Raw genomic sequence first — 23,590 nt, 5'->3', positions numbered from 1 at the left:
AATCAGAGCCTAGTATAGCCGCCGGGGGCAAGTACAGAACCAGGGGCGACCTTGATCAGCAACAGCGAACAGGGCAGGCGCGTGATCTGCAGCCGTGGGCGACCGTCGGATAGCGCCGGCGTCGCCTGCGTGCTGGCAGCGTGCCGGCATGTACCCGCGTCATCCAGCGCGCCACGAGCGCTACGCTGATGGCTCTGGGGCCCGCGCGGCCGACCTGGTCGTCGTCGATGATGTTCGTGGTGGTGTCGATCGCGGCGATCGTCAGCCTGAGCAATGTCTGGCGCCTGCCCTACATGATGGAGACCTACGGCGGCGGCGCCTTCCTGCTCGTTTATGTCGGTGCGCTGCTGACCATGGGCCTGCCGCTATTCAGCGGTCAGCTGCTCATGGCGCGTGGCACCGGCGCCGACGTGCCCGGTGTCATTGCGGCCTGGACTCGCAACTCACCGCATTCGCGGCTGTGGATATGGGGTGGCTATCTGGCCGTGCTCGGGGCCGCGCTGCTGCTGGCCGCCTATAGCGTGATTGCGGCATGGAGTCTGGCCTATAGCCTGCGTGCGGTTACCGGTGGTCTGGACGGTTCGACGATCGAGGCGGCGCGCGCACAGTTCGTGGATTTCGCGCGCGATTCGGAGCGCGGCTTCGGCTGGCTGTTGCTGTTCTTCTGTCTGTTGACCGCCACTGCCGCTCGCGGTCTGCGCCGGGGTGTGGAGCCGGTCATGCGTACGCTGGCGTTGTGCATCGCGGCTGCCCTGTGCGCGCTGTCGATATCGGCGTTTACCGACAGCAATGCCGGGCCCGCGCTGCGGTCGCTGTTTGTCGTTCGTTTTTCACAGATGGACTGGCAGGGCGTGCTGGAAGCGCTCTATCAGGCGTTCTTCACGCTCAGCCTCGGCAGCGGGGTGATTGTGGCGTTCGGCAGTTATCTGCCCAACCGGGCGCCGATCATCCGCTTGTCGCTGATCGTGATTGCCGCGGATCTGGCGGCCGCGCTGGCGGCATCGTTCATGCTCACCGTGTTCATCTGGGGGCACGACGTGACCCTGGGCGCGGGTCTGCAGAGCCTGTTCGAGGTGTTGCCGGTGGCCCTCGACGGCAGCTGGCGCGCGCCGATCATGTTCGTGCTCGTTGCGCTGGTGAGTGTGTCCACGGCCATCGGCCTGTTCGAGCCCGTGGTGCAACTCGTCCAGCACCGCAGTGGATTCTCGCGCCTGCGCTCGAGCCTGTATTCCGGGGTCGCGGTGGCGTTGCTGGGCTTGCTGGGGCTGTTGTCCTTCGGCGCGCTGGGGCAGTGGCGCATGCTCGGCTACGACGCATTCGGATGGATCATGCTGGCGGCTACGCATCTGATCGGCCCGCTGTGCGGATTGCTGTTATGCGTGCTGATGGGCCGAGTGCTGGCGCGTCGCCGTCTGGTCGAGGCGTGGCGCAACGACCCGTCCCAGGGTCGAACCACGGGGTTTGCGGTCTGGCACGCGCTGTTGCGCTATCCGACCCGGATCGCGCTGCTCATCGTGCTGGTCTATGCCCTGGGCGGTTTCACGTTGATAAAAATGATCTGGGCGCCATGAGCGAGATGCTGACGGTGGACGTTCTGCTGGCGTTGCCGCACAAGTGCTGGCGGCGCCGGATCGAGATCGCGCCCGGCACGACTGCGGCAGATGCCGTACGCGCGTCCGGGCTGGACGCACTGTGCCATGAGCAGTGTGGGCAGATGCCGAAAATCGGTGTGTTCGGACGCAAGGTAGGCGATGACCACGTGGTTCAGGCCGGTGAGCGGCTGGAGCTCTACCGTGAACTGACCGCCGACCCGCGCCAGCGTCGCCGCGCCGACGTACAGGCGCGCCGCGAGCGTACGCGCCTGCAACAGGCGCGCGACGATGGCAGCGGCGACTGATTAATAGGTCAGGCGTTCGTTGTTGGCGCCGGGAGTGGCCTCGGCCGGCAGCGGCGTGTCCTCGAACTGTTCCTGGCTCTGGCCGTCATCGCCCAGGATCTGGGCTGTGTATTCGTCGTCGCCCTCGATATCCGAGAGCTTGTCGTTGACGAAGAACAGATTGAGCTCGCTCTGGCGCACATGCGCGCGCGGATCGCGGTAATAGAACACGTAGTCCCAGCGGTCTTTCTCGAAGCTGCTGTCGATGAGCGGCGTGCCCATGACGTACTTGACCTGACGCTTGGTCATGCCGATTTCGAGTTTCTTGACTTCCTTGGCCGTCACCACGTTGCCCTGAACCACGGGTACGCGAAAGAAAACCGGCAGGCTGCAAGCACTAAGCAGTAACAGCGTGGCGAGCACGACGAGTGTTCTCATAGATCCTAAATCCCTGTTGGAACTGCGTATGGTCTGATTCGCGAACGCGTTCGGTCGTGTCTGCAGCCCCGGTGCGCGAACCGCATCATACGGTAGCGCTTTTGTTGCTGCCAAACAGCCGCTTGTTAATCCCGCATATTCCCTGAGGCGTGGCACCCGCACGCCGCAACGGGCGGGTAGCTTGAGAAGAAAGCATTCCTCACGCAAAGCCGCCAAGGCGCACAAATGAAGCACGACTTTCGACGGTGCGCTGTGTTGTCTTCTTCGCGTCTTTGCGCCTTTGCGTGAAACCGTTTTGGTTCCGGCGCCTGAGTCCGCACGGAGTAAGGCAAACGAATTGAGCTTGGTACATAGTCAAGTTGAGGTCTGCCGAAGCGGAGAATCACGATTCTTCTTCGGACGTCCAGCGGGGTTTCATCCCACACGGGTCGCAACTTATCTGATTATCAGGCCTGGCCGCGCGCAATCATGTCGGCGGCGTGCGCGCGGGTCTGTTCGGTGAGTTCGACACCACCGAGCATGCGCGCCATCTCCTCGATGCGATCCTCGGACGCCAATGTCTTGATCGACGTGCTGGTCTGGCCGTTGCTCACCTGCTTGGAGACCTGCAGATGGTGCGCGGCGAGGGCGGCCACCTGCGGCAGATGGGTCACGCACAGCGACTGCCCCGCCGCGCCCAGCGTGCGTAGCTGGCGGCCGACGATTTCGGCAACGCCGCCGCCGATGCCGGTATCGACTTCGTCGAAGACGAGCGTGGGCACGCGCGTGCGCGCCGCCGCCACGACTTCGATGGCGAGGCTGATACGCGACAGCTCGCCGCCGGAGGCCACGCGATCGAGCGGGCGCGCACTCTGGCCGGGATTGGCCGCGATCAGAAACTCGATATCGTCGTTGCCGGCGGGCGCGATACGCGCCGACGCCGCGGGCGTGACGCGTACGCTGAAATCACCCTCGGGCATGCCCAGGGTACGAATGATCTCGGTGATCGCCGCGCCGAGCTGGGTGGCCGCATGTGTGCGTCGGTCGCTCAGCACTGCGGCGGCGTCTTCGTAGGCTTTGAGTTGGCGTGCTTCGTCTTGTCTGAGCGTATCCAGGCGCTGGCCGGCGTTTTCCAGCTCGCCGAGCTCGTCCGTGAGGCGGCGAGCCAGTGCCGGCAGTTCGGCCGGCGGGCAGTGATGCTTGCGGGCGAGATCCTGAATACTGGCCAGGCGCTGTTCGACCTCGCGAAAACGCTGCGGATCGATGTCCAGCGTGTCGACGTGATGGCGCAGACTGTCGACGCCTTCCTGGGTCTGGATACGCGCGCTGGTAATGAGTTCGGCGATCGGCTCGAAGCCGGCGTCGATTGCGGCCAGCTCCGAGAGCAGACGTTCGGCGACGCCGAGTTGGTCCATCGCGGCGCCTTCGTCGGCGTCGAACAGCAGGGCGAGGGCGCGCTGTCCGTCCTCGATCAGCCGCTCGGCGCTGGCCAGGCGCTTGTGTTCGGCGTCGAGCGAGTCGAGCTCGTCGTCGCCCAGGTCGAGCGCGTCCAGCTCGTTGACCTGATAACGCAGCAGGTCGATGCGCATGTCGCCGGAGGCATCGACCTGTTCGATACGCTCGATGTCGGCGCGGGTGGCGCGCAGGGCGGCGGCGGCGTCGGCCACCGTGGCCAGTTCGTCGGCGTGTTCGCCGTATTCGTCCAGCAGTTCGCGCTGGGCGTTGCGCCGCAGCAACGACTGATGCGCGTGCTGGCCGTGGATATCCACCAGGGTCTCGCCGAGCGTGCGCAATTCGCGCACCGGCATCGGCGTGCCGTTGACCCAGGCCTTGCTGCGGCCTTCGCGGGCGACGATGCGGCGGATCACGCATTCCTCGTCATCGTCGAGTTCGTGTTCTGCGAGCCACGCCACCGCGGCCGGCGCATCGTCGAGCGTGAAGCGCGCGGTGATATCGGCCCGATCGGCGCCTTCGCGAATCGCATCCGCGTCGGCGCGATCGCCCAGAATCAGATTGAGCGCATCCACGAGAATCGACTTGCCGGCGCCGGTCTCGCCCGACAGCACGGTCATGCCGGCGCCGAATTCGACATCCAGTTGATCGATGATCGCGAAATTGCGAATCGTGATTTCTGCAAGCATGCGGTTGGGCTCGGTCGCGCTTCAGACGGCTGGCGTGTTCTGGCCGCGGCCCCACTGAAGCTTGTTGCGCAGGATATTGAAGTAATCGTAGCCGGGTGGGTGGATCAGTTGCAGATCGTGCGCCCCGCGCTCGATGAGCACGCGATCGCCGGCGGCCAGTGCCTGGGTCACCTGGCCGTCGCTGGTGAACAGGGCCGAACCGTCCAGGCTGTCGGCGACATGGACCTCGATCCGGTGATTGGCGTCGACGATCAGCGGCCGGTCCGAGAGCGTGTGCGGGCAGATCGGCACCAGCGCCAGCGCATTCAGACCCGGGTGCAGGACCGGGCCGCCGCCGGACAGGGCATAGGCGGTGGAGCCTGTAGGCGTGGCCACCACCATGCCATCGGCGCGGTGATGGCTGATGAAGTCGCCGTTCATGTAGGTGTCGAAATCGAGCACGCGGGCGAAAGCCTGGTTGCGAATCACGCATTCGTTGATCGCACCGAACACGCCTTTTTCCAGATGCCCGTCGGCGCGCTGGATCCGCGCGGCAAGCATGAGCCGGGATTCGGCGATATAACGCCCGGCGAACACGTCGTCGAGCGTGGCACTCATGTCGGCCGGCAGCACATCGACCATGAAGCCGAGCCGGCCGAGATTCACGCCCAGCAGCGGCGTGTCGGTAGCCGCGACCGAGCGGCCGGCGTCGAGCAGCGTGCCGTCGCCGCCCACCACCACGATCAGATCGCAGCGCGTGCCCAGATCCGCCCGCGGGCAATGATCGACGGCACCGTCGATATCCTCGTGGCTGTCGTCGACGAGAATGGTCTTGTCGCGCGCGCTCAGGTCCGCAATCAACGCGTTGAGTGTGCGTCGCACGCCCTCGTCGTCCCTTTTGGCGAGAATGCCGATCGTTGCGAATTCATTCGCCATGCTGGAATCATCCCGGTTCGAATCGCGTAAGCATTCACACCTTGCCCCATAATTTCAACGCGCGTGAACGAGCCGGCCGCTTGAAATGACGCCAGCCAGCCCAATCATGCTCGCTGTCAAGACAGCGTGAAGTGAGAGGCTGACGCTGCCCAGTCATCCAAGCGGGGATTTTCTATGAGTCAAAACGAAAAATCGCAGACGCCGCACGGCGAACGCGACCCGGCGGCCGAAAATACGCAGCAGCCGGACATCGAAGGCATTCAGGACGGCAGCGAAGACTATGTCGATGCCGGTGGTGCCAGCGCCGACAGTCTGGCCGAGACCGAGCAGTTGCAGGGCGAACTCGACCAGGCCCGCGCGGAGGCGGATCAATATCGTGATCAGGCCGTGCGTGCAATGGCCGAAATGGAGAATGTGCGCAAGCGCGCGCAGCGCGACGTTGAATCCGCGCGCAAGTTCGCGCTGGAAAAATTCGCCGCCGATCTGCTGGGCGTACGCGACAGCCTGGAACTGGGCCTCAAGGCCGCCGAAGAGCACAGCGGCGACTATGAAAAGCTCAAGGAAGGCATGGACATGACCGCGCGCATGCTGGCGTCGAGCATGGACAAGGCCGGCGTGGAGGCGATCGACCCCGAGGGCGAGGCCTTCAACCCGGAACTGCATGAAGCGGTATCGACCCAACCCAGCAACGAACTGCCGGCCAACACGGTCGCCGCGGTGATGCAGAAGGGCTACATGCTCAACGGGCGTGTGCTGCGTGCCGCCATGGTGGTCGTGGCCAAGCCCGCGGATCAGGGTAAATAGAGCGCGGAACCGGGCCGCGGCGCTTGAAAACAATCGCGCCGTGCCCCAAATCGATTGTCAAGCAAAGTTTGTAACGAAACGTTGATCGGCGCTGCCAATGCAGCGCACATCAGAGGGAAATGAAAATGGGCAAGATTATTGGTATCGACCTCGGCACCACGAATTCGTGTGTGGCGATCCTGGAAGGCGATCAGCCGAAAGTGATCGAGAACGCGGAAGGCGAGCGCACCACGCCGAGTGTTGTTGCGTTCACCGACGATGACCAGACGCTGGTCGGCCGTCCCGCCAAGCGCCAGGCCGTCACCAACCCGAATGACACGCTGTACGCGATCAAGCGCCTGATCGGCCGCACCTTCGACGACAAGACCACGCAGAAGGACATCGAGACGGTCCCGTACAAGATCGTCAAGGCCGACAACGGCGATGCCTGGGTCGAGGCGCGCGGCAAGAAGATGGCGCCGCCGGAAATCTCGGCCAAGGTGCTGCAGAAGATGAAGAGCACCGCCGAGGATTACCTGGGCGAAAAGGTCACCGAAGCGGTCATCACCGTGCCGGCCTACTTCAACGACGCCCAGCGTCAGGCCACCAAGGACGCCGGCCGCATTGCGGGCCTGGACGTCAAGCGCATCATCAACGAGCCGACCGCGGCCGCGCTGGCCTATGGCATGGACAAGAAGGGCGGCGACAAGAAGATCGCGGTTTATGACCTGGGTGGTGGCACCTTCGATATCTCGATCATCGAAGTGGCCGACATCGACGGCGAGCATCAGTTCGAAGTGCACGCCACCAACGGCGACACGTTCCTGGGCGGTGAGGATTTCGACAACAAGATCATCGAGCACATTGCCGAAGAGTTCAAAAAGGAACAGGGCGTCGATCTGCTCAAGGACAAGCTGGCTCTGCAGCGCCTGAAAGAGGCCGCCGAGAAAGCCAAGATCGAGCTGTCCTCGACCCAGCAGACCGAAATCAATCTGCCGTATGTCACCGCCGACGCCTCGGGTCCGAAGCATCTCAACATGAAGATGACCCGCGCCAAGCTGGAAAGCCTGGTCGAGGATCTGGTTGCACGTACCATCGATCCCTGCCGCACCGCGCTGAAAGACGCCGGCATGAAGGCCTCGGACATCGATGACGTGATCCTGGTCGGTGGCCAGACGCGCATGCCGGCCGTGCAGGAAGCAGTCAAGAGTTTCTTCGGCAAGGAAGCCCGCAAGGACGTCAACCCGGACGAAGCCGTGGCCGTGGGCGCCGCCATTCAGGGCTCCGTCCTGTCGGGCGACACCAAGGACGTGCTGCTGTTGGACGTCACCCCGCTGAGCCTCGGTATCGAGACGCTGGGCGGCAAGATGACCAAGCTCATCGACAAGAACACGACCATTCCGACCCGCAAGTCGGAAACCTTCTCGACCGCCGAGGACAACCAGCCGGCCGTGACCGTGCATGTCCTGCAGGGCGAGCGCGAACAGGCGTCCGCCAACAAGTCGCTGGGTCGTTTCGATCTGTCGGACATCCCGCCGGCACCGCGCGGCACGCCGCAGATCGAGGTCACCTTCGATATCGACGCCAACGGCATCCTGAACGTGTCGGCCAAGGACAAGGCCACCGGCAAGGAACAGTCGATCGTGATCAAGGCCTCCTCCGGTCTGTCGGACGAAGAGATCGACAAGATGGTGCAGGACGCCGAGACGCACGCCGAGGAAGACGCCAAGTTCAACGAACTGATCACGGCGCGCAACCAGGCCGACGGCCTTATCCACGGCATCGAGAAATCCATGCGTGACCTGGGCGACAAGGTCACCGAGGACGAGAAGAAGCCGATCGACGAGGCCATCGCCGAGCTGCGTGAAGCCCTCGAAGGTGACGACAAGGCCGCCATCGACGAGAAGACGCAGAAGCTGTCCGAAGCGTCGACGCCGGTCATGGAAAAAGTCTACGGCCAGGGTGCCGAAGGCGAGGGCGAGCCCGCCGCTGGCGCCGAAGGTCAGGCCCAGGGTGGTCAGGAAGACGACGTCGTCGACGCCGACTTCGAGGAAGTGCAGGACGACGACAAGAAATCCGGCACCAACTCGTAAACCCGACGCCTGTCGAGTGAAGAGCCGGGGCAGCGTGAATCGCTGTCCCGGCATTTTTGATCCAGACAACGAAGATGGCTGATTCAACCGACGTGTCATGGCGCAACAGCGCAGGCGCGCGGCTCAATCAGCGATTTTCAAGCTAGAACATCATGGCGAAACGCGATTACTACGATGTCCTCGGTGTTTCCAAGGGCGCCGGCAAGGACGAGATCAAGAAGGCCTATCGACGGCTGGCTATGAAGAATCACCCGGATCGCAATCCGGACGACGCCGAAGCCGAAGCACGCTTCAAGGAAGCCTCCGAAGCCTACGAAGTGCTCTCGGACGACCGCAAGCGCCAGGCCTACGACCAGTTCGGCCATGCCGGGCTGGGCGGCGCGGCCGGTGGTGGCGGTCCCGGTGGCGCCGGTGGTTTCGGCGACATCTTCGGCGATATCTTCTCCGATATCTTCGGTGGCGGCGGCATGGGCGGCGGGCGTCAGCGCGCCTCGCGCGGGGCCGACCTGCGCTATGACCTGGATCTGGATCTCGAGACCGCCATCGACGGCGATACCGTCGAGATTCGTATCCCCACGCTGGAAGAATGCGAGACCTGCGACGGCAGTGGCGCCGAGAAGGGCTCGCCGGTGGATACCTGCAGCACCTGTCAGGGCGTGGGCCAGGTCCGTATCCAGCAGGGTTTCCTGTCGATTCAGCAGACCTGCCCGGACTGCCATGGCTCCGGCAAGAAAGTGCGCAATCCCTGTCGCAAATGCCACGGTGAAGGCCGTGTTCAGGCCTCCAAGACCCTGTCGGTGAAAGTGCCGCCCGGCGTGGACAACGGTGATCGCATCCGCCTGTCCGGCGAGGGCGAGGCCGGCGAAATGGGCGGTCCGTCCGGGGATCTGTATGTACAGATGAACGTCAAACCGCACGAGTTCTTCGTGCGCGACGGCAATCATCTGCGCGCCAATGTGCCGGTCGACATGATCACCGCAGCGCTGGGCGGCGACATCGACGTGCCGACCCTGAAGGGGAAGGTGAGCCTGCGCATCCCGCCCGAAACCCAGTCCGGCAAGACATTCCGCGTGCGTGGCAAGGGCGTGCAGTCGGTGCGTACCTCCTCGCCCGGTGACCTGCTGTGCAAGGTCAGTGTCGAGACGCCGGTCAATCTGAATTCGAAACAGAAGCAACTGCTCGAGGATCTGCGCAAGAGCATGGTCGAAAGCGGCCATAGCCACAGCCCGGCGACGACCGGCTGGCTCGACAAGGCCAAGCGTTTCTTCGGCGAACGTCTGGGCTAGCCGCGCCAGGCACTGGTCGATGTTCACGAGTTTTTGCGGAGAAACGACGCCATGACCCGAATCGCAATCAACGGCGCCGCCGGTCGCATGGGCCGCGAACTGGTCATCGCCTGTCAGCGCAACGAGTCGCTCGAGTTGGCCGCTGCCTTCGAAGCGCCCGGCAGCGACGCGGTAGGCCAGGATGCCGGACGGCTTGCCACGGGCGAGGACGCGGGCGTGGCTATTGCCTCGGCGGACGATCGCGACGCGTCGGCGTTCGATGTGCTGGTGGATTTCACCCGCCCCGAGCCTTGTCTGTCGGCGATCGACGATTGCGTGGCCGGCGGTGCGGCGATCGTGATCGGCACCACCGGTTTCGATGCGCAGCAGATGAAATCGATCGACAAGGCTGCCGGGCAGATCGTCGTGGTGATGGCGCCGAACTTCAGCGCTGGCGTCAACTTGACGCTGAAACTGCTTGAAACCGCAGCGAAAGCTCTGGGCGACAGCGTCGATATTGAAGTCGTCGAGGCGCATCATCGGCACAAGGTCGATGCGCCGTCGGGCACCGCGCTGCGCATCGGCGAAGTACTGGCCGATGCCACCGGCCGCAATCTCGACGACTGCGCGGTCTATGCGCGGCACGGCCATACCGGCGAGCGCGAGCGCGGCACGATCGGTTTTCAGACTATTCGTGGCGGCGACATCGTCGGCGAGCACACGGTGCTGTTCGCCGGCGACGGCGAGCGGCTGGAGATCACACACAAGGCGTCATCACGCCAGACTTTCGCCAGTGGCGCCATGCGCGCCGCGGCCTGGGCCGCGGACAAACCGGCCGGGCGTTACGACATGAACGACGTGCTCGGCCTGGGTAAAGACTGACAAGGCTGGCAGGGACAGCGTCGAGCGGCTATAATTTCGCGCCGCGTGCGGCCATTGTGCCGCGCCCGATTGTCGAATTCCGCTCGATCACAGCATCCGGAGTCATTGTTGCGCCCGACAGCCCTGCTTGCGCTAGAAGACGGTAGCCTGTTCCACGGTCGCGCCATTGGCGCGATCGGTACCACGGTCGGCGAGGTGGTCTTCAACACCGCCATGACCGGCTATCAGGAAATTCTTACCGACCCATCCTATCGTCAGCAGATGGTCACGCTGACTTATCCGCATATCGGCAATACCGGGGCCAACGAACAGGACATCGAGTCCGATCGTGTCCAGGCCGCCGGTCTGATCGTGCGGGAAGTGCCGCGCGCGCCGAGCAACTGGCGAACCCGCGGCAGCCTCATCGATTATCTGGAAGCGAACGATATTGTCGGCATCGGCGATATCGACACGCGCCGCCTGACTCGCCTGCTGCGTGAGAAGGGCGCCCAGAACGGCTGCATCGTCGCCGGCGACAACATCGACGCCGAGGCAGCGCTCGAGCAGGCGCGAGCCTTTCCCGGCCTGAAAGGCGCCGATCTGGCCGCCGACGCCGGGTCCACCGAGATCTATACCTGGGATCAGCCCAGCTGGGTGGGGCCGAACGACAGCCACTCCCCGGCTGCGGCCACGTTCCATGTCGCGGTCTACGACTACGGCGTGAAGTACAACATCCTGCGGCGATTGGTCGATTGCGGCGCGAAGGTCACCGTGGTGCCGCCGCGCACCCCGCTCGACGATGTGTTCGCCATGGGCGTGGACGGCGTGCTGCTGGCCAACGGCCCGGGCGATCCCGAGCCCTGTGACTATGCGATCGCCACCTGTCGTGAGCTCATCGAGCGCAGCTTTCCCACGCTCGGCATCTGTCTGGGCCACCAGATCCTGGGCCTGGCCGCGGGAGGCAAGAGCCTGAAGATGAAGTTCGGCCACCACGGCGCCAATCATCCGGTGCTCGACGTGGATACCGGCGAGGTGATGATCACCAGCCAGAACCACGGTTTCGCCATCGACGAGGCAAGCCTGCCGGATAGCGCGCGGGTGACCCATCGGTCCCTGTTCGACCAGAGTCTTCAGGGAATCGAAATCGTGGGCAAGCCGGTGTTTTCGTTCCAGGGCCACCCTGAAGCCAGCCCTGGTCCGCACGATGTCGCGCCGTTGTTTGCCCGTTTCATCCAGGCCATGGAAGCGCGCCGCCAGACCGCATGAGCGGGGGCGCGCACCGGCCCGTCAATTGAATCAAGAAGCGTAAGCCATGCGCCCCTGCGCATCGGCTGCGCCTGCCAGCTACCGAGCAGCGAGCTATGCCAAAACGCACCGACCTGAAAAGCATCCTGATTATCGGCGCCGGTCCGATCGTGATCGGTCAGGCCTGCGAATTCGACTATTCAGGCATGCAGGCCTGCAAGGCGCTCAAGGACGAGGGTTTCCGGGTCATCCTGGTGAACTCCAACCCGGCCACGATCATGACCGATCCGGAAACGGCGGACGCGGTCTATATCGAGCCGATCACCTGGCAGACCGTGGCGCGCATCATCGAGGCCGAGAAGCCCGACGCACTGCTGCCGACCATGGGCGGCCAGACCGCGCTCAACTGTGCCCTGGATCTGTATGCCAACGGCGTGCTCGCCGAGCACGGCGTGGAGATGATCGGCGCATCGCGTGACGCCATCGACATGGCCGAGGATCGCAGCGCCTTTCGCGAGGCGATGCACGAGATCGGCCTGTTCACGCCCGATTCGGCCGTGGTGCATTCGGCCGCGGAAGCCGAGGAAGTACAGGCCAAGATCGGTTTTCCGATCATCATGCGCCCGTCCTTCACGCTCGGCGGCACCGGCGGCGGCATCGCCTACAACCGCGAGGAATTCGATGATCTGCTCGCCCGCGGACTCGAACTGTCGCCAACCAACGAAGTGCTCATCGAGCAGTCGGTGCTGGGCTGGAAGGAATACGAGATGGAGGTCGTGCGTGATCACGCCGACAACTGCATCATCATCTGCGCGATCGAGAACGTCGACGCCATGGGCGTGCACACCGGCGACTCGATCACCGTGGCCCCGGCCCAGACCCTGACCGATCGCGAATACCAGGTCATGCGTGACGCCTCCATCGCCTGCCTGCGCAAGATCGGCGTGGACACCGGCGGCTCCAACGTGCAGTTCGCGATCAATCCCGCCACCGGCGACATGATCATCATCGAGATGAATCCGCGTGTGTCGCGTTCCTCGGCGCTGGCCTCCAAGGCGACCGGTTTTCCGATCGCCAAGGTGGCCGCCAAGCTGGCGGTCGGCTATACGCTCGACGAACTGCAGAACGAGATCACCGGCGGCGCGACCCCGGCCTCGTTCGAGCCGTCGATCGACTATGTCGTCACCAAGATGCCGCGCTTCACGTTCGAGAAATTCCCGACCGCGGACAGCCGCCTGACCACCCAGATGAAGTCGGTGGGCGAGGCGATGGCGATCGGCCGCAATTTTCAGGAATCGCTGCAGAAGGCCATGCGCAGCCTCGAGATCGGCTCCGACGGTTTCGAGCCCAAGCTCGACGACCTGACCAGCGAGGCCGCCAAGGACACCCTGCGCAGCGAACTGTCCACGCCGCGAGCCGAGCGGCTGTGGTATGTGGCCGATGCCTTCCGCGCCGGTTTCACCCTCGATGAAGTCCACCAGCTGTGCCATATCGATCCGTGGTTCCTGGATCAGATCGAAGAGCTGATCCTGATGGAGGGCGAACTCGCCCAATCCACGCTCGGCGATATCGACGCCGACACGCTGCGTGCCTACAAGCGCAAGGGCTTCTCCGATCTGCGGCTGGCCGGCCTGCTGGGCTGCGACGAGTTCGCGGTGCGTCGCACGCGTCTCAAGCACGGGATCGTGCCGGTCTACAAGCGGGTCGATTCCTGTGCGGCCGAGTTCCCGACCGCGACCGCCTACCAGTATTCCTCCTACGACGACGAATGCGAGGCCGCGCCCACCGACCGCGACAAGATCATGGTGCTCGGCGGCGGGCCCAACCGTATCGGCCAGGGCATCGAGTTCGACTATTGCTGCGTGCACGCCGCGCTCGCCATGCGCGAGGATGGTTATGAAACCATCATGGTCAACTGCAACCCGGAAACCGTGTCCACCGACTACGACACCTCGGACCGGCTCTATTTCGAGCCGCTGACCTTCGAGGACGTCATGTCCATCATCGATGTCGAAAAGCCCAAGGGCGTGATCGTGCAGTACGGCGGCCAGACCCCGCTCAAGCTCGCGCGGCGTCTGGAAGCCGCGGGCGCACCGATCATCGGCACCACGCCGGACTCCATCGACCTGGCCGAGGATCGTGACCGTTTCCTCAACCTGGTCAACAAGCTGGGTCTCAAGCAGCCGGCCAATCGTTCCGCCCGCTCCGAGGGCGAGGCCATGCGCCTGGCCGAGGAAGTCGGCTTTCCGATGGTCGTGCGTCCGTCCTATGTGCTGGGCGGCCGGGCCATGGAAATCGTCTACGAACCGGAAGATCTGCAGCGCTACATGAGCGCCGCGGTCAAGGTCTCGCCGGACTCGCCGGTGCTGCTGGATCGCTTCCTCGAAGACGCCATCGAGCTCGACGTGGACGCCATCTGCGACGGCACCGAAGTCTATATCGGCGGCATCATGGAGCATATCGAGCAGGCCGGCGTGCACTCGGGCGACTCCGCCTGTTCGCTGCCGCCCTACAGCCTGGGCAAGGACGTGCTCGACGAGGTGCGGCGCCAGACCGCCGCACTCGCGCGCGGTCTGTCCGTGGTCGGCCTGATGAACGTGCAGTTCGCCATTCGCGGCAGCGATGTCTATCTGCTCGAGGTCAACCCGCGCGCCTCGCGTACCGTGCCATTCGTGTCCAAGGCCACCGGTGTTCCGCTGGCCAAGATCGCGGCCCGTTGCATGGTCGGCCAGACGCTGGCCGAACAGTCGGTCGGCGCGGAGCGGGTGATCGAGCACTACGCGGTCAAGGAAGCGGTGTTCCCGTTCAACAAGTTCCCGACCGTGGATCCGCTGCTGGGCCCGGAAATGAAATCCACCGGCGAAGTCATGGGCGTGGGTCGGACCTTCGGCGAGGCCTTCGCCAAGTCGCAGCTGGCCAGCGGCGTCGGCCTGCCCGAGAGCGGTGCGGCGCTGATTACCGTGCGCGACGGCGACAAGCCGCACGCGGTAAGCCTGGCGCGTGACCTGGTCGCGGCCGGCTTCTCGGTGGTTGCGACCCGCGGCACTGCGGCGGCGATCACCGAGGCCGGCATCGCCTGTGCGATGGCCAACAAGGTCAAGGAAGGGCGCCCGCATATCGTCGACATGATCAAGAACGGCGAGATTCAGCTCGTGGTCAACACCACAGAAGGCAAGCGGGCGATCGAGGAATCGCGCTCGATCCGGATCACGGCCTTGCGTTACAAGGTCGCCTATTTCACGACCATCGCGGGTGCGAAAGCCAGCTGTACGGCGCTCGCCGACGATCGCGCCGCGCAGGTGTATTCGCTGCAATCGCTGCAGGCAGCCATTCGCGTCTGAGGCCCGGGCCAAGAAAAACTCTCTGCGACCCGTTATAATACGGGTCAAATACGAACCAGCGAATCGCTATTTCTCCGACACCATCCGAGAATTCTTCAAGCGTCACGTTCAGGCCGCCGAACAAGGAAGACGGCGCCGGCATACTGCAGCTCGTCCACCGCCTGGGCGTACTCGACGTCAATTCCGCCTACGCCTACATGCTCATTGGTGAGCACCACGCAGGCACCAGCGTCGTTGCCGAAATAGACGGCAAACTGGCGGGATTCATCACCGCCTATATCCTGCCCGAGTCCCCCGAGATCGTTTTCGTCTGGCAGGTCGGCGTGTCCGAAGCCGGCCGCGGCCAGGGGCTGGCAACGCGGATGCTGGTAGAGATTCTCAAACGCCCGGCCTGTGCCGACGTGTGTTATCTGGACACGACCATCGGTCCGAGCAATGATCCGTCTCAGGCATTGTTTCGCGGTCTGGCCCGTCGGCTCGGCACGGAAGTGAACGAGGAAGTGCTGTTTTCAAGCGAGATGTTCGGCGATTTCGACGACCAGCCGCATGAAGAGGAAATTCTCTTCCATATCGGCCCCTTCGACCGCCGCGCCATCGACAGCGCTGCTTAAATTCTTTTAATCGCCTGACCAAGGTTCAGGAGTTCCTATGGAAACCATCAATCGTCTCGAATCCGAAGTCCGCGGGTATGTCCGCTCGTTCCCGGTCAAGTTCAAGACCGCCAAGGCCAATCACATGGTCGACGAGGACGGCAACGACTATCTCGACTTCTTCTCCGGCGCCGGCGCGCTCAACTATGGCCACAACGACGAGGTCATGAAGAAAGCGCTGCTCGAATACATCGAGTCCGACGGCGTCACCCATGGCCTCGACATGGCCACTGTTCAGAAGAGCATCTTCCTCAAGACCTTCGAGGATGTGGTCATGAAGCCGCGGAACATGGAGTACAAGATCCAGTTCCCCGGGCCGACCGGCACCAACGCCGTCGAAGCGGCGCTCAAGATCGCGCGCAAGGTCAAGCAGCGCGAGGGCGTGCTGTTCTTCACTAACGCCTATCACGGCATGACCCTGGGTGCGCTGGCCGTGACCGGCAACGCCTCCAAGCGCGGCGGTGCCGGCGTGAACATGCCGGGCGCCATCCCGATGCCCTACAGCGGTTACTTCGGCAAGGGCCGGGATACCGCCGACGACCTGGAGATGTTGCTCAAGAACAGTTCCAGCGGCCTGGAAAAGCCAGCTGCGATCATTCTTGAAACCGTGCAGGGCGAGGGTGGCATCAACGTCGCCGATTTCGACTGGCTCAAGAAGATCGAGAAGCTGTGCCACGAGCACGACATGCTGCTCATCGTGGATGATATCCAGGCGGGTGTCGGCCGTACCGGACCGTTCTTCTCGTTCGAACCGGCCGGCATCAAACCGGACATCATCACGGTGTCCAAGTCGCTGTCCGGCTACGGCCTGCCGCTGGCGATCACCATGATCCGCCCCGAACTCGATATCTGGAATCCGGGCGAGCACAACGGCACCTTCCGCGGCTTCAATCACGCCTTCGTCACCGCTACCGCGGCATTGAACGAATACTGGCGCGACGACAAGCTCGAGAAAAAGGTGCTGCGTCAGAGCGAGCACGTGATGACCCGCATGCAGGGCATCATCGACGCGCATACCCGCTTCAAGGCGGAACTGCGCGGTCGCGGCTTCTTCATCGGCATGGACTGTGAAAACGCCGAGCTGGCGGACGAGATCGCCGCCGAATGCTTCAAGCATCGGCTGATTCTGGAAACGGCGGGCCCGAATGACAACGTCATGAAAGTGATGCCGCCGCTGATCACGCCGGATGAAGATCTGGACGCCGGTCTGGATATCATCGAAAAGGCGGTACACACCGTGCTCGAGCGTAACGGCCTGCTCAACACCGCGGCCTAGAACTTTGGCCAGCGCCGCTGTTGGCGTTGGTTGGAAGCGTTCGATTACTGTAGCGTGGAGTGGTCGAACGGCATTTTGAAGACAAGGAGTCTTTGATGAAAATTATTCGTACTGAAGACCTACGTGGCACCGATCGTGAAGTGGTCAGCCCTGGCGGCTGGACCAGCGTTCGCTGGTTGCTCAAGAGCGACGGCATGGGGTTCTCGTTCCATGAGACCACTTTCCCGCCGGGCCTCGAATTCGACATGTGGTACAAGAACCACTTCGAAGCCGTGTTCTGCTACAAGGGCGAAGGCACGCTCGTCAATCGCGACACCGGCGAAGAGCACAAGATCGAGCCGGGCACGGTGTATGCGCTCGACAAGCACGATCGTCATACCCTCAAGGCCAAGACCGAAATGAAGCTGGTCTGCTCGTTCTGGCCACCGGTCACCGGTCGCGAGATGCACGACGAAGACGGTGCCTACACGCTGGTCGAGGACTAGTTATCGGCACGCGTCGTCGTTGACGCGTATGAAAAAGCCTCGGCCGTGCCGGTAATGCAGTTATTTGAGCATTGCTTCGCCGCCGAGGCCTATCGAGAATCCGGTTTTCACTTGGTGGAACCGGATTTTTTATGTCTGTAAGGAAGTCCTGCTTCACGGGGGCTACAAGCGACCGCAACCCTCTTTAGTCGTTCCGGCGTCGATCGGGATCCGCGTAAAAGCGTGATCGCCCGTGCAACAACCGGTTGGTCGGCCATGAACCACGGCCGAGCTTGCCGACTTCGAGCCAGAATCAAGGGACGTTTTATCCGATCAATCTCCGGGCTTCATTGCTCAAGTGAGCCGCATTAGGCGCTGCCGGATTTTCTGGAGCGCATCAGGCCATCAATCCGCCCACAAGCGCCCCGGCCAGTAGCGGCAGGCTCTGCACGACGATCAGCAGAAACAGGCTGGCGCTTGCGATCACGCCGATGACCGGCAGGCCGATCAGGGCGGTACCAAAGCCCACGAGCAGAAAGCACAGCACCGCGGCGGGAAGGACCGCGGCCAGCAGCCCGCGCCCGGCGCTGCCGGCTGTACGCCCGCCCACGAAGCCTGCGATGAGTGGGCCGAACAGGGGCAGCCAGAACAGCAGCAGGGAAAGAACGGCCATCCAGATCATGGCCATGACGAGACTGCCTTGTTTCACGTATTAAGTCCTTTGTTTGGTCTATGGCCGTCGCGGCGCGGTGCCATGATATCGATTCTTCGCCCGAACCGATGACGCTACCATCGCCGGGCAAAGCGGCGCGCCACCGAATATACCTGCTCCTTGGGGCCGGAGACGGTGAAACTGTCGTTGGCCTGGGCGATCGTGCCCGGTTCCGGCTCCAGCACCGCGCCCCGGCGTTCGATGCGTAGCACGCTCACGCCTTCGGGCACGCCGAGCTGCTTGAGTTCGCGCCCGCTCAGCCAGCTGTTCTGCAGCTTGATCACGCGGATTTCCTGATCCGGGTCGTCATCGGGCCCCTGTGCGAAGCCATGCGCGCCCAAGGCCATGCTCTCGAGAATCAGCAGTTTCGAGAACGCCGGATTGACCACCAGCGCGCCGGCATCGATGAAGCGCTGGTTGAGCGACGGGTCACGTATCCAGGCGACGATCTTGGGAACGGCATACACCTCGCGTGCAATACGACAGATCTGCAGATTGTCGGCGTCCGTATCGGCCATCGCGATGACGGTCTTGGTCTGCTTGATATGCAGTGCGCGCATGCGTTCACTGACCTGGCCGCGCGATGCGGCATCGCCATCCGCGCCGGGGCCGATATCGGTGAGCGTTTCGACGTCGTGGCCGAGCCGGCGCAGGCGACGCGCCAGCGGGTCGACGTCGTGCCCGGAACCCACGAGCAGGGTACGGTTGGCCGTACGATGGCGTCGCGGCGCCAGGCGCGCAAAGGCGATCGGCGATAACGTGCAGGTGATGATGGCCACCAGAATAATGGCCGCATCCAGAGCCGGCGAGATGGCGCCGATCTGTACCCCGATGGTTGCCACCGCGATGATCAGCGACAGCCGCGACGACAGCAGAGCGCTGGCTGCAAAGGTTTCGCGCCAGTCGAAGGCGGCCCGGAATACCAGTCCGCCCACGAATTTCACTCCGAAGGCGATGGCGGTCAGCAGTGCCACCATCGTCCAGGGCGAGTTGGAGGCCAGCAGTGCCGGCAGGTCGAAATTGACCCCGACCATGATGAAGAAGATCGGTATGAGGAAACCGTAGCCGATGGCGTCGAGCTTCTCGCGCAGCACCGAGCTTTCCTGGCCCGACAGCAGGGAGATGATCACGCCGGCCAGAAACGCGCCGATGATGTTCTCGATGCCCAGGCTCTCGGCCAGGGCGATGAAGACCAGGGCCACGGCCATCGACCCGCGCACCCGGATCTGCGACGTGGCCGTGGACAGCGCGTGCATCAGCCGCTGGGCCGGCAGGTGACCGCGAAAACGCGCGGCCAGCCGATAGGTGGCCAGAAAAGCGAGCAACAGCACCAGGATGAGCAACAGGTCCACGGTCAGGCCCTGGCCGCGCATAAGCACATAGCCGCTGATCAGCAGAATGGTCACGAAATCGGCGATCATTGCGGCCACCAGAATGGTCTGGCCGTAGGTGTTGCTGCCGACCAGGCCACGTTCCTTGAGCACGGGCGCAACAACGCCCAGGGACGTCGTGGACAGCACCAGCGCCATGATGAACGGCTGGCTGACCACGCCGAGCCAGCGCAGATAGAAGCCGGCGGCGAGCGAGCAGAGGGCGGTCAGCACGAACATGGCCCCGCCCAGCACGAAGGGGTTGCGCAGCAAGCGATCGCGGCGACGACTGGCGCGCAGCCCGCGCCGGTCGCTCGGCAGGCCGGAGAAATCGATCTCCAGCCCGGACAGGAACATCAGGTACGCAAAGCCGAACACCGACAAGACTTCGAGCACGAAATCCTGCTGGACGAGATCGAAGCCGCTCTTGCCGACCACGATGCCGGCGATGATTTCGCCGACGACCACCGGAATGCCCAGCCTGCGTACCGGGGACAGCGCCACCGGCACGATGAAACTCAGCGCGATGACGACCAGCAGCGGGACAAACGACAGCTCGGATCCGGGCATGAAAAGGTCTCTTGTGCGCGCCTGTTTCAGGCGGTGGGCATGAAGTGGTCTCGCCTACGCGTCGTGCCGCCCGGGCAGTTCAGCCTGCCATCCTGCCATTGTTAAAAGGCGATGGAGCCTCGACAATAGTGCTACCGAACCATCCACAACCGCCGTGCCGAGATGAATCCCTACAGCCTCGACCGCTATCAGCGACCGGAACTCGAGCCGCCCGAGGGCGGTGAGCGCCTGCTCATGCACTCTTGCTGCGCGCCCTGTGCGGGCGAAGTGCTGGCTGCGGTCAAGGCGTCCGGGATCGATACCACGGTGTATTTCTACAATCCGAATATTCACCCGGTAAAGGAATACGAGATGCGCAAGGCGGAGGACATCCGCTATTGCCAGGAACTCGGCATCCCGCATATCGACGGCGACTACGACACCGACAACTGGTTCGATCGCATCCGCGGCCTGGAAAACGAACCCGAGCGTGGCCGTCGCTGCACGGTCTGTTTCGACATGCGCTTCGAGCGCACCGCGCTGTATGCCGCGGAGCACGGCTATGGGCTCATTTCCAGCACCCTGGGGATCTCGCGCTGGAAGAACATGGCTCAGATCAACCAGTCGGGCGTGCGCGCGGCCTCGCGTTATCCGGATGTGCGCTACTGGACACTGAACTGGCGCAAACAGGGCGGTTCGCAGCGCATGATCGAGATCGCCAAGCGCGAGTCGTTCTACCAGCAGGAATACTGCGGCTGCGTATACAGCCTGCGCGATACCAACCGGCACCGGCAGGCCAGCGGCCGCGAGCGTATCCAGAAAGGCATCAAGTTCTACGGCCGTGACGCGCTGACAAGCGATATCCCCGGGCGCGGCGAATACCCGGCGTTCAAGGGTTCCTCGAACAGCTGAGCGCCCCGGCGACACCCCGCGACCCGCTGTCCTCCCTGTGGCGCATGCAGCCGCCGTGCGGGCCAAGGGTACTCGCGGCTTATAATGACCGACGTATGCCGCCACGGCTGTAACCATGACCCAACCCCATATCCATTCCGCGGCCGCCCACCGCCAGAGCCGGGCGGATTTCCGCGAAAAACAGCGCGCGACGATCATCGGCGCGCTGGTCAATCTGCCGCTTGCGCTGGTCAAGGTCGTGGTCGGCGTGATCGGGCACTCGCAGTCGCTGGTGGCCGACGGCGTACATTCCGCGGCCGATCTGATCAGCGACGCGCTGGTGCTCGCGGCGGTGCGCATGGGGATCCAGCAGGCCGACACCGACCATCCCTATGGACACGCGCGTATCGAGACCGCGGCGACCACGCTGGTGTCGCTGTTCCTGCTGATTGCCGCGCTGCTGATCGGTTACGAAGGCGCGGCACGCCTGTTCGGCACGGCCGATCCGGTGCGCCCGAGCTGGATGGCACTGGCAGTGGCCGCGGCCTCGCTGGCCCTCAAGGAGGCCCTGTTCTGGTACACGCTGCGCGTGGCCCGGCAGGCCAACTCCAAGCTGATCGAGGCGAACGCCTGGCATCACCGCAGCGACGCGTTGTCGTCGATCGCGGCGCTGATCGCCATCGCTGGGGCCATGCTGGGTTATCCCTGGTTCGACGCCGTGGGGGCCATCGTCATCGCGTTCATGCTGGGCGCGATCGGGGTGCGCTACGGCTATCAGAGTTTTCGCGAACTCGTCGATACCGGCCTGGACCCCGAGCGGTTGCAGGTGGTGCGCGACCAGATCACCACCGTGCCGGGCGTGCGCCACATGCGCCGGCTGCGCACCCGGACCATGGGCGGCCACGATGCGTTCGCGGATGTGGGCGTGTTCGTGGACCCCTATATCAGCCTTACCGAAGCCCACCGGATCAGCGAGGCGATTACGGCCCGACTGGTCAAGCACGTCGACGAGATCGCGGATATCTGCGTGCATATCGAGCCGGATGGGCATGCGGACGCCGATGCGGCATTCGATCTGCCGCTACGCGAACAGATCATGCCCGAGCTGGAACGGGCGTGGAATCATCTGGAGGTGGCTGGGCAGGTGCAGCGCGTCACGCTGCATTATCTCGACGACCTGGTCGAAGCCGAGGTGCATCTGCCCCTGTCCTGCGCGGGCCGGCACGACACCTATCAGGCGGCCTTCGATGCGATCGTCGAGCGGGTGAGCGGGGTGGCGCGAATCCGGCTGCTCTACGCCGCGCCCGAAGCCGGGCGCGGCGACACGATCACTGCTCAGTAAGCGAATTCGCTGAAGACCGGGTCCACCGACTGATTCCAGCGTCCCTCGTAGAGCGACAGCAGATGGTCGGCCGAGGTGACGCCGCTGTCGGCGATCTCGGCAAGCTGATTGAGGAACATGCTCTCGTCGCGATCCTGGCTGTCCAGCCGTGCACGGCGCTTGAGCCCGGCCTGGGCGATGGCGACGACCTGTCTGGCGATGTCCTGCAGGGTGCCGCCACGAAACGGTGTCCTGAGACCCTGAATCGGCGCCTGATCGCGCAGATGGTTGCGCTCCTCGGTGGTGAAGTCCCGACATAGCTGCCAGGCTTCGTCCAGCGACTGGCTGTCGTAGCACAGCCCGGCCCAGAGCGCGGGCAGGGCGCACAGACGTGTCCACGGGCCGCCGTCGGCGCCGCGCATTTCCATGAATCGCTTGAGACGCACTTCCGGAAACAGCGTGGTCAGATGATCGTCCCAGTCGGAGAGCATCGGCTTTTCGCCCGGCAGGGCCGGCAGCTTGCCGGCGAGAAAATCCCGGAACGACTGGCCGGAGGCATCAATATACTTGCCGTCGCGATAGACGAAATACATCGGCACATCGAGGGCGTAGTCGATATAGCGCTCGAAGCCCATGTCGTCGTCGAATACCCAGTCGAGCATGCCGCAGCGATCCGGATCGGTATCGGTCCATATCTGGCTGCGATAAGAGACGAACCCGTTGGGCTTGCCCAGCGTGAACGGCGAGTTGGCAAACAGGGCAGTCGCCACCGGCTGCAGCGCCAGACCGACCCGGAACTTCTGGATCATGTCGGCTTCCGAGCCGTAGTCGATATTGACCTGCACGGTGGAGGTGCGCAGCATCATGTCCAGTCCCAGGCTGCCGACCTTGGGCATATAGGCCTTCATGATGTCGTAGCGCTGCTTGGGCATCCACGGACAGTCCTCGCGTGCCCATTTGGGCTGAAAACCGAGACCGATGAGGCCGACGTTCATCTCTTTGGCCACTTCCTTGACCTGCTTGAGATGCGTCTGAACCTCGTCACAGGCTTCGTGGATGGTATCCAGCGGCGCGCCCGCCAGCTCCAGCTGGCCGCCTGGCTCGAGGGTGATATGACAGCGGCCGAGTTCGAGGGCGACCAGATGACCGTTCTCCTTCATCGGCTGCCAGCCGAAACGGGTCAGCTTGTCGAGAAACGCCTCGATGCCCTGTTCGCCGTCGAACGGCAGGGGACGCAGCGTCTCGCGGTCGAATACGAACTTCTCGTGTTCGGTGCCCAGGCGCCAGCGGCTCGGCGGTTTACAGGCGTTCTCGAAATATTCGACGAGTTGACGCCGATCGGTGATCGGCGCGCCGCCGGATTGCGATGGAGCGGACATGGGCTCTCCAATGACTCACGACGTGCCGGCCGATATCGGGA

Annotated in this window: 19 protein-coding genes; 13 read left to right on the top strand and 6 right to left on the bottom strand. The window is 63.7% G+C overall.

From position 1 onward, the window contains the following. Window positions 1-188: 188 nt before the first annotated feature. Window positions 189-1,571, top strand: a complete 1,383-nt coding sequence (locus ACFOSU_RS18215; RefSeq protein ID WP_380691344.1) for a sodium-dependent transporter — start codon at window positions 189-191, stop codon at window positions 1,569-1,571. Next, a complete protein-coding gene (locus tag ACFOSU_RS18210; protein ID WP_380691343.1) occupies window positions 1,568-1,897 on the top strand; it encodes an RnfH family protein in 330 nt (109 codons plus the stop codon). The genes ACFOSU_RS18215 and ACFOSU_RS18210 overlap by 4 nt, the downstream gene beginning before the upstream one ends. On the opposite strand, the gene ACFOSU_RS18205 is transcribed toward ACFOSU_RS18210, so the two are convergent. The 3 genes from ACFOSU_RS18205 to ACFOSU_RS18195 form a co-directional block, all read right to left on the bottom strand. Beyond that, a complete protein-coding gene (locus tag ACFOSU_RS18205) occupies window positions 1,898-2,314 on the bottom strand; it encodes an outer membrane protein assembly factor BamE (protein ID WP_380691342.1) in 417 nt (138 codons plus the stop codon). A gap of 446 nt (window positions 2,315-2,760) precedes the next feature. Continuing rightward, window positions 2,761-4,434 carry a DNA repair protein RecN gene (gene recN / locus ACFOSU_RS18200; protein WP_380691341.1) on the bottom strand — a complete coding sequence of 558 codons (1,674 nt, stop codon included), beginning with the start codon at window positions 4,432-4,434 and terminating at the stop codon, window positions 2,761-2,763. A 21-nt stretch (window positions 4,435-4,455) separates the two neighbouring features. Next, window positions 4,456-5,349: an NAD(+) kinase gene (locus ACFOSU_RS18195; RefSeq protein WP_380691340.1), complete on the bottom strand. Its 894-nt coding sequence runs from the start codon at window positions 5,347-5,349 to the stop codon at window positions 4,456-4,458. A gap of 174 nt (window positions 5,350-5,523) precedes the next feature. Here ACFOSU_RS18195 and grpE point away from each other — a divergent pair, with 174 nt between their 5' ends. From grpE to ACFOSU_RS18150, 9 genes are all read left to right on the top strand, one after another. Further along, window positions 5,524-6,153, top strand: a complete 630-nt coding sequence (grpE, locus tag ACFOSU_RS18190; protein ID WP_380691339.1) for a nucleotide exchange factor GrpE — start codon at window positions 5,524-5,526, stop codon at window positions 6,151-6,153. A 125-nt stretch (window positions 6,154-6,278) separates the two neighbouring features. Then, a complete protein-coding gene (dnaK, locus tag ACFOSU_RS18185; RefSeq protein WP_380691338.1) occupies window positions 6,279-8,225 on the top strand; it encodes a molecular chaperone DnaK in 1,947 nt (648 codons plus the stop codon). 152 nt (window positions 8,226-8,377) lie between these two features. Continuing rightward, window positions 8,378-9,511: a molecular chaperone DnaJ gene (gene dnaJ / locus ACFOSU_RS18180; RefSeq protein ID WP_380691337.1), complete on the top strand. Its 1,134-nt coding sequence runs from the start codon at window positions 8,378-8,380 to the stop codon at window positions 9,509-9,511. A gap of 51 nt (window positions 9,512-9,562) precedes the next feature. Continuing rightward, window positions 9,563-10,372: a 4-hydroxy-tetrahydrodipicolinate reductase gene (gene dapB, locus ACFOSU_RS18175; RefSeq protein ID WP_380691336.1), complete on the top strand. Its 810-nt coding sequence runs from the start codon at window positions 9,563-9,565 to the stop codon at window positions 10,370-10,372. 108 nt (window positions 10,373-10,480) lie between these two features. Next, window positions 10,481-11,617 carry a glutamine-hydrolyzing carbamoyl-phosphate synthase small subunit gene (gene carA, locus ACFOSU_RS18170; RefSeq protein ID WP_380691335.1) on the top strand — a complete coding sequence of 379 codons (1,137 nt, stop codon included), beginning with the start codon at window positions 10,481-10,483 and terminating at the stop codon, window positions 11,615-11,617. A gap of 95 nt (window positions 11,618-11,712) precedes the next feature. Beyond that, window positions 11,713-14,937: a carbamoyl-phosphate synthase large subunit gene (carB, locus tag ACFOSU_RS18165; protein WP_380691334.1), complete on the top strand. Its 3,225-nt coding sequence runs from the start codon at window positions 11,713-11,715 to the stop codon at window positions 14,935-14,937. 62 nt (window positions 14,938-14,999) lie between these two features. Continuing rightward, window positions 15,000-15,548 carry a diaminobutyrate acetyltransferase gene (ectA, locus tag ACFOSU_RS18160; protein WP_380691383.1) on the top strand — a complete coding sequence of 183 codons (549 nt, stop codon included), beginning with the start codon at window positions 15,000-15,002 and terminating at the stop codon, window positions 15,546-15,548. 37 nt (window positions 15,549-15,585) lie between these two features. Then, the gene (ectB, locus tag ACFOSU_RS18155) at window positions 15,586-16,863 is read left to right on the top strand and encodes a diaminobutyrate--2-oxoglutarate transaminase (RefSeq protein WP_380691333.1); all 1,278 of its coding nucleotides are present in this window, start codon (window positions 15,586-15,588) and stop codon (window positions 16,861-16,863) included. Between the two features lie 95 nt (window positions 16,864-16,958). Next, on the top strand, window positions 16,959-17,348 hold the full coding sequence (locus ACFOSU_RS18150; protein WP_380691332.1) for an ectoine synthase: 390 nt from the start codon (window positions 16,959-16,961) through the stop codon (window positions 17,346-17,348). A gap of 376 nt (window positions 17,349-17,724) precedes the next feature. Here ACFOSU_RS18150 and ACFOSU_RS18145 read toward each other — a convergent pair whose 3' ends face one another. Together ACFOSU_RS18145 and ACFOSU_RS18140 are read right to left on the bottom strand one after the other, a co-directional pair. Next, entirely contained in the window at window positions 17,725-18,036 is a 312-nt protein-coding gene (locus ACFOSU_RS18145; RefSeq protein ID WP_380691330.1) for a hypothetical protein, read from the bottom strand. Window positions 18,037-18,113: 77 nt separating this feature from the next. Beyond that, window positions 18,114-19,979 (bottom strand): monovalent cation:proton antiporter family protein, encoded by a 1,866-nt coding sequence (locus ACFOSU_RS18140; RefSeq protein ID WP_380691329.1) that lies wholly within the window; start codon window positions 19,977-19,979, stop codon window positions 18,114-18,116. A gap of 162 nt (window positions 19,980-20,141) precedes the next feature. On the opposite strand from ACFOSU_RS18140, the gene ACFOSU_RS18135 reads away from it, so the two are divergent. Together ACFOSU_RS18135 and ACFOSU_RS18130 are read left to right on the top strand one after the other, a co-directional pair. Then, window positions 20,142-20,870, top strand: coding sequence for an epoxyqueuosine reductase QueH (locus ACFOSU_RS18135; RefSeq protein WP_380691328.1), 729 nt, complete (start codon window positions 20,142-20,144; stop codon window positions 20,868-20,870). A gap of 115 nt (window positions 20,871-20,985) precedes the next feature. After that, complete coding sequence (locus ACFOSU_RS18130; RefSeq protein WP_380691327.1) at window positions 20,986-22,191, top strand: cation diffusion facilitator family transporter; 1,206 nt, start codon at window positions 20,986-20,988, stop codon at window positions 22,189-22,191. Here the strand turns inward: ACFOSU_RS18130 and ACFOSU_RS18125 are convergent. Continuing rightward, complete coding sequence (locus ACFOSU_RS18125) at window positions 22,185-23,549, bottom strand: glutamate--cysteine ligase (protein ID WP_380691326.1); 1,365 nt, start codon at window positions 23,547-23,549, stop codon at window positions 22,185-22,187. The genes ACFOSU_RS18130 and ACFOSU_RS18125 overlap by 7 nt on opposite strands. Between the last annotated feature and the right edge of the window lie 41 nt (window positions 23,550-23,590).

Source organism: Salinisphaera aquimarina, assembly GCF_042643355.1.
In the GTDB taxonomy this organism is placed as follows: domain Bacteria; phylum Pseudomonadota; class Gammaproteobacteria; order Nevskiales; family Salinisphaeraceae; genus Salinisphaera; species Salinisphaera aquimarina.
The sequence above is the reverse complement of the archived record's forward strand: the minus strand, read 5'-3'. Positions and strand labels throughout refer to the sequence as shown.